Here is a 14216-nt window from a genome sequence, read left to right on the forward strand (position 1 = left end):
CAACCGTCTCAACTCCCTCAAACTCATCCTGATAACGTCCTCTCCGACCATAAACCTCCCCAACTTTTTGGGGAGCATTATAGCCTCTCAATAGGACATTTCTATCTTGCTCAAAGAGGACATTACTACTTTGCGGGAACATCAAAAAGATTGGGGCTTTCATAGATAGATAACCAGGAACTCATCATATAAAGATATTCCCAGCAGGGGGATAGAGCTAGCGATGCTTAGTCGAGTGAGAAAGAGTCTAATCAGGATTTTGTTGAGGTCAATTCCTGCTCGAGCGTGCGGCCGTTGCCGATCACACGGTCAGGAGGCACATTGGTCTTGTTTGGTTTGATATTGACCGGACGGCCGTTGAGACGAGTGATATACCCCGGCGTTCCGACGACCGTGGCATCGGCCGGGATATCAACCATATAAAGGAAAGTATTGGCGCCGATATTGACGTTATCGCCCACAGTGAGCGGCCCCAATAATATAGCGCCGGTGCCGATCACAACGTTATTTCCGATGGTGGGATGCCTTTTGCCGCCATGTTTTCCGGTCCCGCCCAGGGTAACATTATGAAAGAGAACACAGTTCTCCCCTATTTCAGCCGTTTCGCCGATAACAATGCCCGCACCGTGGTCAATAAAGAATCCCTGGCCGATTTTTGCACCCGGGTGAATTTCCACCATGGTAAAAAAGCGGGAGATCTGAGATATCAGGCGGGGGATGAAGGGAATCCCTATTTTATAAAGAGGGTGGACAAACCGATGCACAAAAACGGCGTGGAATCCCGGGTAGAGAAGAAATTCGATATTCTTCGCCGCCGGGTCGTTTCGGTAAATGGCCCTAATATCCTCAAATATGGTCTTGAAAATCATGGTATTAGTAATACGTATCGGCCATATTTTTCGATAATTAATATTACTTCTTCTTCAAGAGATTCTGTATGGCCGAGTCGAATTTCCCTTTCAGGTTATCCTTCATCTTGTCTTTGACGCTCAAATCGAGGTTTACTCTGGGATTAGAATAGCTCCCCCCCAGCCGGAATGGAACCTTGACCCGTCCGGTCTGTGATTCCTTGAACAGACCGGCAAAGCTGGAAACCAATCCGGATTGCGACATCAGATTGGTTGACACCGACTGTGAAAGGAGGACTTCACCCATGTAATCGAGCGTGCCATCAAAGCCGACCGAGCCGGCCACATTCCAATCGCCGATACTGGAAAGGAATTTCAGGCCATCGAATACAATCCGTCCCCTCTCGACTTTGAATTTGGAGACCACCTCTTTGATGACCTCCTCGTCGGCCGCCTTGAAATTGAAATTCTGCGCCAGTTGCTTCAGAAGGTCAAAATTGACCAGCTTGGCTTCATTTATCGTCGCCAGACCGTCCATGCTGAGTGAATTTATCAATGCCTCGGGCTCCCATCCGGTCGCGGCAAAATCGCCGGTCATATTCAATTTGCCGAACAGATGCCCGCCGAATTTGGTGAACCGCGTCAGGAAATCATTGGCCTCAACCTGAGTGGCGTCATACTTCCCGGCATATTTCGGATTATCGAAATCATTCAAATCGATTTCGGCCTCGCCGGTGACCCGCCCGCTATAAACGTTGCCGTTGGCACCGGTGACAAAAACCTTCCGGTCCTTTATTGCGATATCCCCTGTGATTTTAGTGAATTCCACCTTCGAGTAGATGAGGGTATCGATGACGGCATCGCCGGTGCCGTTGATATCGGGAAGCAGAAGAGTCGGAAGAGAATCGAGCGGTACGGCGGTCGGATTGATTCCGGAACCGGGAACGGCGGCGGGGAATAGTTTATCGGTATCGAATCGCCGCGATTTCATTTTAAAATTCAGATCCGGCTTCACACCATATTTGGCGTACTTCGGTAAAATATATGGGAAAGGATCAGTCATGGTACCGGTCAGGGCAAAATCCGAAGAAGGAAATTTCATATTCAGGCTGTTGATGGTCATACTTTCCGGGGTCATCCTGACATCCATCGAAAAGGATTCAATTGGCTCAGGCAGAGTTGTGGAACTATAGGCGGCATTTGTTATGGCCAGTGTCCCGGCCAGTTGCATTTTGGTCAGATCCTTTACCGAACCGCGGGCGCCGATATCAAATTGCATGTCCCCGGAAACCTTGGGGCTGCCGGTTTTCGGCAAAAATGGATTGAGGAAAGCCAGGTTGACCCGGCCCTTGAAACGGCCGACCACCTGCGGATTGGAGAAATCGCTGATGGCAAGTGTCCCCTCAAGTGGGTTGTTGTCAAACGAGCCTTTTTCGATATCAAACTTGAGATAATTGTTTCGAAATTCAGTGCGGGCGGAATTCAATACCAGCTCTCCCGCGATTTCGCGCTGGGAAAGCTTCAGGTCGGTGAAAGCGGCTTTGCCATCGTAACTGACGGCCGGAATCCCTGCTTTATTATATTTGGCGGTGCCGCTCAAAGCCACCTGCCCGGAGACTTTGTAAGGTGCAAGCAAAGCCTTGGCCGTATCCGGCAGGAGAGAGAGCAAATTGGAGATATCAGTTTTGTCTGCAACCAGTTCGGCATTAATGAATTGCATGGTCTTCAGGTTGGGTATGCCGGCGGCAACTTTCAGTTCGACGCCATTAATAGTGATTTTCGTCTGCGAGACAACCAGATTTCCGTCCTGAAGGTTCGCAACGGCACGATAGTCGGCGGCGATATTGAGAGTCGGGAATTTTGCCTTGGGGGTGGCAATATGCAGAGAATCTATCCCGATCGTTCCGGAAAAATCGTATACCTTGTCGCGCGGCATTTTCATACGGGATTTGGTGGATAGACCGAGCATTGTGATTTTCATCCCTGAAGAATCATCAATATAATCAACTCTCCCGTTCTGCACATTGAGATTATCATAGGAGATGGCCAGCGCCGCCATTTTCGATTCCTCGGACATTTTGCCGGCCACTTCTTCGGGCGCCGCCTGTCCGGCCGCGCCAAATTTGAAATTACTTGAGCCGTCGGGTAATTTATGAAGAAAAATCCGGGGTTCTTTCAGAATCAGGCGGCTGATCTGTACTTCCTTTTTCAGCAGAGGAAAGATGGCCACTTTGACATCAAGCGCCTCAGCAGATAGAAAGCCGGGGCCGGAAAACCCGGGGGGATTGGGAATCTTGATTCCTTCCAGGTAAATACCCAGACCGCCCCAGAAAGAGAGCGAGACGTCATCGATTGCCACCTTGCGCTCCAGAGCGGCTGAGATTTTTTCTATGGCCATCGCTTTAGCTTTCTCTTTCGGGAAGAATAATGACACTCCCGCGATAAGAATTATGATTAGCCCCACGATAACTATCAGGCTCCAGAGAATAATTTTCTTCAGGCGATTCATATCGGCTCCTTCCTATATCTGCTTAGAGACTTTGCGAAGCGGTCTTTCCATTAATCGGATGATAATTAATTAAGCCTCAACCGATTCTCCCGGCTTAATAATGACTACTTCAGTAAAAGAACCCTTAAGTTTAGCGGCGAATTCGGCTGGCTCGGTATCGATCACCGACCATGTCTTATAATGAATGGGTACTACTTTCCTGGGATGAAGGAACTCGACCGCCTTGACGGCATCGTCGATACCCATGGTAAAATTATCGCCAATGGGAAGAAAAGCCAGATCGATCTGGTTCATCTCCCCGATCAGCTTCATATCATAGAAAAGGCCGGTGTCCCCCGGATGGTACATTGTTTTTCCGCCCATGGTAACCAGAAAGCCGCAGGGATTGCCGGCATATTCGAGTCCCTCGCCGGCGGCCGACCCGTGATGCGCAATTGTCAGTTTTACCCGCCCAAAGGGGAAATTAAAAGCGCCGCCGATATGCATATTATGAGTCTGGGCTCCCTGTTTGGAGACATAGACCGCCAATTCGTTGGGGGCAATGATAGTCGCCTTATTTCTTTTCGCAATCGGGACAGCATCACCCAGATGGTCGCCGTGGCCATGCGTTACCAGGATATAATCAACTTTGACCGCATCCGCCGACAATTTTGCCTGCGGATTGCCAGTCAGAAAAGGATCAATGATTATATTATATTTGCCGTCGGTGGCCATTACGCAACTGTGACCAAGAAATGTCGCTTTGAGCATAAATCGCCTCTCCTTCCATTTTATCTCATTAATGAGATATATTAAGAAGATTAATAGAGAGGTTCAACAGTTTTTTTCTTTTTCGATTATTCCCCCTCCAAGGAGAATATCCCCATCATGGAAAACCGCCGATTGCCCCGGTGTAATCGCCCGCTGGGGCCGCTCAAATGAAACCTCGGCGATATTTCCCTCACGCAAAGAGACCGTGGCGGGTGCGGCATTGTGAAGATAACGGATTTTCACGGTTGCTTGAAAGGGGGCGACCGGTTTATCAATCGATACCCAGTTAATCCGGCTGACAGTCATTTTATTAGAGAGCAGCTCTTCATCTTCTCCGACAATAATAGTATTCGCCTCAACATCGATATCCAGGACATAGAGCGGAGTGTGGTGAGTGATGCCGAGACCTTTCCTCTGCCCGATGGTATAGAAAGCAATTCCCTCATGCCTCCCCAGAACCCGACCGTTTTTCTCAACAATATCTCCGGGCTGGAAGGAACGCCCCTCTTTTTCCTCCCATTCTCGAAGAAATCGATGGTAATCGTCATCGGCGATAAAGCAGATTTCCCGCGATTCCGGTTTCTCCGCGTTTTTCAAACCGAGGCGACGGGCTATTTCCCGGATTTCCGTTTTATGATAACCGCCCAGCGGCAGAAGCGTTCGGGAAAGAGCCTCCTGGTTTAATCCCCAGAGAGCGTAAGACTGGTCGCGGGTGGCATCAACCCCTTTTTTGAGTATATATCTTGACCCGGCGTGATTGTAAGCGGTGATGGCATAGTGCCCGGTAGCGATATAATCGCAACCGATTTCGCATCCTTTCTGCAGGAAATCCGACCATTTCAAATGAGTATTGCAGAGGATACAGGGATTTGGTGTATGCCCGGCCCGGTACTCGGAAACGAAATTTCCTATGACTGTCTCCCGAAATTGTCGGGAAAAATCGAGGACATAGAAGGGAATTTCTAGTCGATTGCAGATAATCCGCAGGTCGTTAATAGATTCCAAGGAGCAGCAGCGGCCATCGCTATAGCTGTCGCCACCCACGTCGGCATAGTCCCAGAGCTTCATATGCGCCGCCGCCACTTCATATCCCTGTTCTTTCAAAAGGAGAAGGGCGGTGGAAGAATCAACACCGCCGGAAACAGCCACCAGAACTTTCTTATTCATATCGCGCATGAAAAAGGGTCGGAAAACCGACCCTGATCTTCCTGATCAGTGAAAATATATCATCTGTCTCTATTATACAGCGGCGACATCGCTCGGAGACGATCAATTATTTCCGGCAATACGGAAATGGTATATTCGAGATCTTCTTTGGTGGTGAACCTGCCCATAGAAAAACGAATCGACCCCTGCGCCAATTCCGGAGGGACATCCATGGCGGTCAGCACGTGCGATGCCTCAAGCGATCCGGATGTACAGGCGGAACCGGAGGCTACTCCGACTCCCTTCATATCGAGCGAAAGGATGATTGATTCTCCCTCGACCGCCTGAAAGGAGAGATTGACGGTGGAAGGAATCCTCCTGTTGTTATCGCGGGGACCATTCAGGTGAACATCGGAAATCTTTGACTGAACCTGGCTGATAAAGAAATCAGCCAGTCCGGCCAGACGGGCATGTTCGCTTTCGCGGGTCGATACCGCCAATTCGAGGGCCCTGGCAAATCCAACAATACCGGCGACATTCTCGGTGCCAGCGCGTCGCCCTTTCTCATGATGACCACCATGCAGCAGGGGTGCGATTTTAATTCCTTTACGAATGAAAATGGCGCCAATACCTTTCGGTCCGCAAATCTTGTGGGCGGTCAGCGAAAGTAGGTCGACCTCAAGTTGCCTGACATCGACTTTGATTTTGCCGACCGACTGAACCGCGTCGGTATGGAACAGTGCCCCTTTTTCATGGGCGATATCCACCAGCGGGCGAATATCCTGAACCGTTCCCACCTCATTATTGGCATGCATTATCGAGACGATGGATGTACGATCGGTAAGTTTCTCCTTCAATTCCGGGGGTGACACGAATCCTTCCCTGTCCGTGCCAAGATAATCCGCCTTGAATCCATTTTTCTCCAGATATTTGGCGGTTGTCAGAACGGCATGATGCTCAATGGCGGAAACAATCAGATGATCCTTCTTGGCCTTTCTGGCATACCCAATTCCTTTCAGGGCGAGATTATCCGACTCGGTGCCACCGGAGGTAAAATATAATTCTGCCGGTTCGGCGCCGATTAAAGCGGCCATCTTTTCCCGCGCCTCTTCGATACCGGCTTTGGCCTCGCGGCCGAAGTTGTGAAGCGAACTGGCATTGCCGAACTTTCCTTTTAAGTAAGGAAGCATGGCTTCAAGTACCCGTTCATCCAACGGGGTGGTACTGTTATAATCGAGATATATCTGTTTCAAAGCCAAAACCTCTGTGTATGATAAGTTCCATTAAAATATATATGAAAATAGTCAATTTTCGCCAATTGTCAATAATTGGGAAAAAGTCTCCCAAGCTCAATAGTAATCTACGATACGTAACTCAGAAAGCATAAAGAATTGTGAAATGGAAGCGGTGACCGGAATCGATGGTCTTGGTTCTTACCCGGCGGGCATAATCAACCCGGATCGGTCCGGCCGGGGAAATGAATTGCAGCCCAATGCCATAGGCGATAGCCAGGCTGGTCGGCTTGATATCCGCCCAATCCCGGAAACCATTGCCGATATCGGAAAATAATGAACCCCAAAATTTGCCGATGATGGGATAACGAAATTCCTGGTTGGCAATCAGCAGAACATTGGCTCCCTCCGGAGTGCCGTCCTTGGATTGGGGCCCCAAACCGTTTTCGACAAAGCCACGAATGCTGTTGGCCCCGCCGGTATAGAACCTGACATCAATCGGCACTGACTTTGAGGCACCAAATTCTCTGACATACCCGATCTTTATCCTGGTGGCCAAAATCCAGCCCGGCCAAAGTTTTTGATAGCGACCCCAGCTGGTTTCCGAATAGACAAACGATTCATCGCCCCCCAGGAAGCCGCCTGCATATTCGAGCCGGAATCCGGTCAGAGAGCCGGCGGCAGGCACAAAAGGATGGTCACGCGCATCACGGCTGATATTAATATATAACTTGCGTCGCACAGTAATCCCTCTTTCCTGCCGTAGCTTGATTTGGTCGGCCAGGCTCAGGCCATAGATGTTTACCGATTTATACTCGAGCCCGGTGTAGATCTTGAATCGATATTGCGGCTCCCAGTTTGTCTCCAACGAAACTGACCAGGTCTGGATGCGATACGGCTGGACCGCCGATCGAACACCGGGCTCTATCCGGCCAGTTAATGTCATCGGCATGCGCAATCCCAGGAACCATGGTTCGGTGACCTGCAGACGATAGCTGTGATTAAGAACACGCCATTCAGTAAAGACAACAAAAGATGAGCTTGTCGATATTTCCAGACGGCGGGAACGCAGGAAATTTCTTTTGCCCCATGCCAGCGAGAAATCCCAGATCAGATCCTTATAAGGATTTTGCCCGGCGCCGGTCTGAATCGAAACATATTGAGCCTTCTTTTCTTTCAGGTTGAGAATGAAATCAGGGTGGAGTCGCCGGGCCACATTGGCAGTATCTTTTTCGGCCGCATAAAGCTGTAGTGTTAGGTAATTTCCGGTAATGAGTAATCGTTTTTGAGACTCAATAATATCACGACGGCGATATATCTCGCCGCTCTTGATGGTTAATCCGCGCCGGACCAATGACGAATCGTATTCGCCTACCCCGATCAGGTGCACCCGACCGAAGTGAACCAGTGAATCGGAACTGACTATGAATTCCACGGCCGCTGTAGAATCCCCGAGAGTAGTGTCAATGCGGCAGTCGGCCGCGGCATACGGATATCCGTTGTTGGCCAGAACGGATTTGCAGTCGTAGAGCGCCTGTTTCAGTTTGAAGGGGTCGGCCGGTTGATTCGCCTTGAATCGTGAGGTTATACCGAACAGTTCGCGCTTAAAGCTGACATCATAAGGACCACTCAAGGTAATCTTGCCGTAATAAAAGCGGCGTCCTTCATCTATTGTTATTTTCACCAGGGCACCGGAATCGGGCGGAATCGGCTCGAACGTCTCTTTGATCCTGATCCCCAGAAATCCCGAGGATAGATAAATATATTTCACTTCGGACGTATCATGGATGATTGTTTCTCGTTGTACCCTGCGGCGGCGGTCCGACTTTATCGTCCGAAGGATATTCCCCTTTCGCGAGAACATGACGCTTTTGATTTTTGAATCAGGGAAGTAATTGTTGCCTTCAACCTCAATGGCCGAGATAACCGGTTTCTTCTTGAGCCAGCGGTTCAGGGCGGCATCATCGGTAAACTGAGCAAAAGCCGCGGATGCGAGCAGGAAAACGAATATCAAAAGCAGACTTTTTCTCACATATCACCCAACTCAATAATCCCAATAGAAATTCAGCAACAGGTGGTACAGATTTTCCTGATCCCGACGCCCCTCCACCAGAAGGAACCGCTTCAGCCGATATTCAAAGCCGACCTCCTGTCCGGCCACACCTGAAATGGACGATCGCCCATAGATATAGAGATTGGGGTGCGTATAGAAGCCAACTGTCAATCTTGTCCCCAGCGGATTGAATTTGTCGCCATATACCGGATCAATTTCGAAAGTCTCAACACCCAGTGTGCGCGAGCCGATTTGAGCCATCTGACCGCTTAAAAAGCCGGAAATGCCGGTGGTCAATCTATCTGTCCCGGCCTTCAGCTTATTGCTGCCCGCCTGATAGTAGTCGGTAAATATCAATGGAATAATTTCCTCGTTGGTAAACTGCGGGCCGCCCCCGCTTCCTTCGGCGGCGCTGATTATCGGCTCCTCCAGCGTGCCGGTGATATGGACCCGTAAATCATAAGTCGGTGCTTCGGTGGTCGCACCGGATTGACTGGTTGCGGCTCCCCGAATTTTCGTGGAGGCATAAATATCCAGCCGCGGATTGGGGTATTCAATATCCTCGTAGTTAATAGTCCCCCCGGGCTCGATACGAAACACCCGGTCAGCCATAAAACCCTTGCCCCTCAGAATTTCCAAGGTGCCGATATATCGATAGTTGCCCTTTTCCCGAATGAAATTCAGTTTGCCGGAAAACTCGGCGTCAATATCATCATTCTTTATCCACAGGTTGGAGGCGATATCCGCATTAAGATTAAGATCCCAGGTCTTATCCCCCTGCAATGAGGTCAAGATGGTCCAGCCGTCGGTTTCTTTGGCAAAGTTCTCCCGATATAACGCGGAACGAATGGTCACGTCTCCCCTGACAGTTGGCGGCGTAATCCCTTCAACACTCAAGTCGGCATCAACTACCGCCGAAACATCCCCCAGTTCATACCTTGCAGGAAAATCCTCCACTTTTATTTTGAGTCCATACTTGAACTGGTCGATTGAATTGATTACGATTTGCCCGCCACCGCTGACCTTTCCGTTATTGCGCTCTTTATCGGAACACTCGGCAGCAATTTCTTCCAGATAGACGGTCTGGTTAACCATCCGCATGGCGACACGAAGCCTCTCCAGCGGAAGGGCCAGTTCATAAGGTTTCAGAATTCCATTTTCCAGGCTGATGCGTCCATCCACTTTCGGCTTACGCGGTGTGCCGGTCAACTTGAAATCAGCTTTGAGATCTCCCTTAAAGCTTTCCACTTCCTCAAGAAACAGGGTGACAGCATCAAGCCGGGTATCGCGGGCGGTAATGGCGATATTCTGCTCAGCATCGGGGAAACGATCGGCCACTTCCTGGAATGATAAATCAATCGGGAAAGTCCCGCGGGCAACATAATACCCGGTATGACTATCAAGGGTCACCGAGTCAATTAAAATGTTTTTTTCGGAGTAATCGAAATCTGCAAGGAGGTCACCGAGCAGCAACTTTTCATAGATGAGGGAATCGATTCGGCCCTGAAAGCTCATCAGGGGCGAAGCGAAAGTTCCCCCTATGTGGGATTTCCCTGATAAGGCGCCGCTGAATTGGAAAGTATCCGCTACCAGCTTAATTAAAGGAACAATGTCTATTTTCTCCAGATCAATATTGAAGTCCATTGATTCATCATAATTTATTCTGCCGGCGCCCCGAATGTACCCGATCGGACGAAGCAGACGGCACCGCAGAATATCATAACCCGAAGAATCGATGCTGAATACAACCGAACTGTCATTGTGAAGCGTCAGGCCCATCATGTCAACGGCAACTTTATTAAAATCGAGTTTCTGCGGATAGGAAAGATAGTCGAGTATTCCCTTTCCCCCCAGCCCAGAAAATCTGTTGCGAATATCGGCGCTCTTTATGAAAACAAACTGCGAATCAACGTCCATGTTCAAATGAAGAGAGTCGAAGGGGAATTTGTATGCCGCTCCGCTATCGAGATGAACTAGAACCGTGCCATTCCGGTCATAAAGAAAATGCTTCACATCAAAATCAATATTGGCTTTCCGCGAATAAACATCATACAACCAGAGAGAATCAGAACGAAGCTGCCCCGCAATGCTGGGGTTTTTTAGTGCGCCGGTGATTTCAAAGACGGCATCAGCTCTCCCCCCCATGCGTTCCATGAATGTCTGCCCGTTGAAGGCCGAGAGGTTTTCAAAACGGGCGGTACCGGTGACATTGATATCGCCGCTATATTCGAGATTACCGGCAACAAAAAAAGTGTTCTCATGGTAGGAGACGACAAATTCATCCTGAAGCTGAATGCCTCTGGTCGTGATATTCATGATTCCTGTTGCCTGATAAGGATGATAACGGTCAAACCATGATTCATCAAGATCGGCAATTATATCAAGCGACAGGCTCTCGCTGCTGAACCCCTGCCCGCTCAAATCAATTCTGCCGTTAAGATTCGATTTATAGGAATCTCGAACCAGTCCCTCAAGATTAAAGCCGCGCACTTCGCCTCGCAGATGATATTCCTCCGGCTGTTTGGAGAAATCGATTCCTCCTTTGCCCTGCAACCCGCATCCACCAAGAATTGTCCCATCAAGGGTGTCAAATTCAAGCCGGTTGTTATGAAACCTAAAATCGGTGTTAAGGGAATCAAAGTAGTGTTCTTCAAAAGTGCCGGTCAGGGTCACCTTTCCGGAAATGACATCATCCCGGTATTTAATGTCTCCCAGGACAGATATCTTTCCTCTGAGTTTGATTTTTAGGAAGGAAAAGGCCTCAGCCAGATTCAGAGCAGGAGCTTCAATAACCGCCTGCCACTGGAGACTCGGAGATAAGATTGCCTGTCCGCTCGCTTTCAATTCCGAAGAATCAGTAACAACCTGAAAATCCTGCAGCATTAAATTGTCGCCCGTCAGCGTGATTTTCCCCGAGGCGGATTTGAGACCGAATCGGCGGTCGGAGGAGCTGTAATTAAGACTGTCGATATTGGCCGAATAGGTATTTTCCGAGGATTGAACGGCCCCTTTCAGGGAACAGTCGCTGAAGCGGAGGGTATCGCCGGGCATGAGCAGATTCAGGCTGAGATTTCTAAGCCTCAGTTCCTTGATTTCGAAATTTAATGTGCCGCCTTTTTGAACCGATTCCCCCGGCGGTCGGGGAATAAGCCATTTCTTGTCGGCTGTCTTCACCAGCTTGAATGCGGCTGAATCCATTTCGATGCTCTGGAAAATCAGATCGCCGCGCCAGAGATTCGATAGAGAATATTCGATTGTGAGACGGGGAATATAAGCCATTGTATAATCATTGCTGCCGTCATCATAGGAAACATCAAGATTCAGCAGAACCAGCCTGGAGTAATAATCGCCGCTGATTCTTCCTATCTGCACTTTCACCGGGAGATTTTGGCCGATCATATTTTGTAGTTTTCGATTTACCATATATTCCAGAAGTCCGAACTGGAAAAAGGCCAGGTACACTCCCACCAGCAGGACCAGTGCGGTGCTGAGAAGGATAAGAGGGATTTTATATCTCAGCCGCATACTTGCTCTCAATTCTGGAGATTATTCTATCGGCCATTTTCCGGCGATTCTGTCCGGTGAGGGGCGCAACATCGTCATTGACCTTTCTTACCAGAGATATCGACGCACCGACATTGAGACTTCCAAAGACATGCGATATCAATTGTCTTTCCCGCCGGTCAACAATCAGGGCGGCCACCTCGGCCAGTTCTCTTTCGATCCGGCTCATGCCCGGACGGCTGAGAACTTTACCATAACCTTCCATGACCATCCATTCAAAAAACTCCGGGGCAACTTGAGTGAAACGCCGCCGCAGAGCATCATAGTTTTTCCCATATACGATGCGGCAGAGGGCGTCGCCGTCAGATCGCCATTTTCGGATATTTCGATCGACTTGCTTCCTGATGCCAGAGGGACGTCCTATCTCGAAGAATACTTCTTCAAAAATGATTATTCCCTCAATCGCCCGGGGGAATCCAAGAAAAAGGTAACTCTGAAGGATGGTCTCATATATCGCCGTTTTCTCCATTCTGCGTTTTCTCAAATAAGTCAGAATCGCCCGGGTCAAGCGGGGGCGACAGAGCGCTAAGGCGGACGATAAAATGGCCAGCAGTCGCACGCGGCGGGTACGGCCAGAGAGTTTTAGCGAATCAAGATAATCGGCTATTTCTTCAGGTTTAACCATAATCTCCATTATAATTGCTTTACTTCAATATTGGCAACCCTAATCTCTTGCCCATCCGCGGGGGTTGCGGCGCCGACATGATAAAAAAATACCGCCGGAAAAATGTCAACGTGAAGCTTCCAGCGGCATCTGTAGTTGATATAAGCAATTATCAATAAGTTTGATTGGCCGTCCTTGTCTGCGGAGCCGATTCGGGACGAATGATCGGTTGACCGCTCAAAGGTATCTCAATAAAGATTCCGGGACCGAGAAGCATATGAGGATTTCCGGTAACCGGAGGCGCATAGGTATTAAAAGCACCTTCACTGGCGAGGCTATTCATTAATCCGCGAATCCGATTGGCCCGGGCCACCTGTTTCTGGAAAGTCCAACCGGAATTGGTGTGCTGGGCGAAAGTCCGATTGGCCTGAGGCTGAACGGTCATGTAGCTGTTATCCATTCCATTGTCCTGGCTTTGTTCCACCTGAGCCGTCATGGCCGATTCGTTAGTATGAATGAATAGATTCTTCACTCCGCCCGCAAAAACGAAAGCCAGCACAAAGCAGGCCGTAGCCATAATCGGCACCGCCCGACCCCAATTGACCAGCGGTACACGTTTAGGAAAGAAAGCCCTGGTCCGAGTTTCGTGAAATCTCTCAGCGGCTATACGATTCAGAAGTCTGGTATTGAAGTCCGCCGAGACGTCACAACGCGGCAAACCTTTTGCAGCCCCGGCCATCTCAACCTGGACCGCCTCTTCACGACGACACTCCGGGCAAATTTGAAGATGCGCTGCAATTGCCTTACGCTTTCCCCCCGGCAGCTCGTCTCTACAATAGGCTGACAGGTAATAGCGTGCCCTTTGACAACGCATTATATTCCTCCATTCTTGGTTTCAATTTCTCTCTTAAAATGGCTCGGGCACGGTTAACGCGCGATTTCACCGTCCCCAGAGGTATATTCATAATCTGGGCCACTTCCTCGTAAGGAAGTTCCTGGACATCACGAAGCAAAAAGGCTGTCTTGTATTTTTCCGGCAGATTCTCCATGGCCCTCTCCAGAGCTTGCGGTAAATTGGAAGGCAACTTCATTTCCACCGCGATTTCAGTTTCCTTACCCTGCATGTCGAAAATGTCGAAGAACTTGAATCGCTTCCTCTTCCGCAGTTCGTTGCGAGCCAGATTCAGGGCAATGGTATAAAGCCAGGTAGAAAAACAGTGGCGAAAATCAAAGGAATTACGATGTTGATAGACTCTCAAAAAAGTCTCCTGAACGATATCTTCCGCCTCCTCCGAGCTCTGAATCATGCGGAAAATCACACTCATAAGGCGATTCCTGTACTTTTCAACAATCTGATTAAAGGCGACCATATCGCCATTTTTTATCCTCTCCATGAGTCGGTAATCAGATTGCTTTTCTAACTCTTTTTCCACGAGTCACCCGATCACTTTCATTATTTACTATTGATACACGGGAACATAACCAAAGTTCCCTGCTTTCTTTATCGGCA

General features: G+C 49.2%; 10 protein-coding genes. All 10 read right to left on the minus strand.

What is annotated here, in order from left to right; translation table 11 throughout:
* Window positions 1–251: 251 nt before the first annotated feature.
* Window positions 252–869: a serine O-acetyltransferase gene (locus NT002_04540; protein ID MCX6828530.1), complete on the minus strand. Its 618-nt coding sequence runs from the start codon at window positions 867–869 to the stop codon at window positions 252–254.
* A gap of 43 nt (window positions 870–912) precedes the next feature.
* Window positions 913–3357 (minus strand): AsmA family protein, encoded by a 2445-nt coding sequence (locus tag NT002_04545; GenBank protein ID MCX6828531.1) that lies wholly within the window; start codon window positions 3355–3357, stop codon window positions 913–915.
* A gap of 69 nt (window positions 3358–3426) precedes the next feature.
* Window positions 3427–4107: a metal-dependent hydrolase gene (locus NT002_04550; protein ID MCX6828532.1), complete on the minus strand. Its 681-nt coding sequence runs from the start codon at window positions 4105–4107 to the stop codon at window positions 3427–3429.
* A 63-nt stretch (window positions 4108–4170) separates the two neighbouring features.
* On the minus strand, window positions 4171–5274 hold the full coding sequence (gene mnmA / locus NT002_04555) for a tRNA 2-thiouridine(34) synthase MnmA (protein MCX6828533.1): 1104 nt from the start codon (window positions 5272–5274) through the stop codon (window positions 4171–4173).
* 59 nt (window positions 5275–5333) lie between these two features.
* Window positions 5334–6506, minus strand: coding sequence for a cysteine desulfurase NifS (nifS, locus tag NT002_04560; GenBank protein ID MCX6828534.1), 1173 nt, complete (start codon window positions 6504–6506; stop codon window positions 5334–5336).
* A 121-nt stretch (window positions 6507–6627) separates the two neighbouring features.
* Window positions 6628–8517, minus strand: coding sequence for a BamA/TamA family outer membrane protein (locus tag NT002_04565; GenBank protein ID MCX6828535.1), 1890 nt, complete (start codon window positions 8515–8517; stop codon window positions 6628–6630).
* 12 nt (window positions 8518–8529) lie between these two features.
* Window positions 8530–12063, minus strand: coding sequence for a translocation/assembly module TamB domain-containing protein (locus tag NT002_04570; protein ID MCX6828536.1), 3534 nt, complete (start codon window positions 12061–12063; stop codon window positions 8530–8532).
* Entirely contained in the window at window positions 12047–12727 is a 681-nt protein-coding gene (locus tag NT002_04575; protein ID MCX6828537.1) for a hypothetical protein, read from the minus strand. The genes NT002_04570 and NT002_04575 overlap by 17 nt, the downstream gene beginning before the upstream one ends.
* Before the next feature lie 151 nt (window positions 12728–12878).
* On the minus strand, window positions 12879–13580 hold the full coding sequence (locus tag NT002_04580) for a zf-HC2 domain-containing protein (GenBank protein MCX6828538.1): 702 nt from the start codon (window positions 13578–13580) through the stop codon (window positions 12879–12881).
* Entirely contained in the window at window positions 13537–14139 is a 603-nt protein-coding gene (locus NT002_04585) for a sigma-70 family RNA polymerase sigma factor (protein ID MCX6828539.1), read from the minus strand. Before NT002_04585 ends, NT002_04580 begins: the two co-directional genes overlap by 44 nt.
* Window positions 14140–14216 lie beyond the last annotated feature (77 nt).

The organism is Candidatus Zixiibacteriota bacterium (assembly GCA_026397505.1).
Taxonomy (GTDB): Bacteria; Zixibacteria; MSB-5A5; order GN15; family PGXB01; genus JAPLUR01.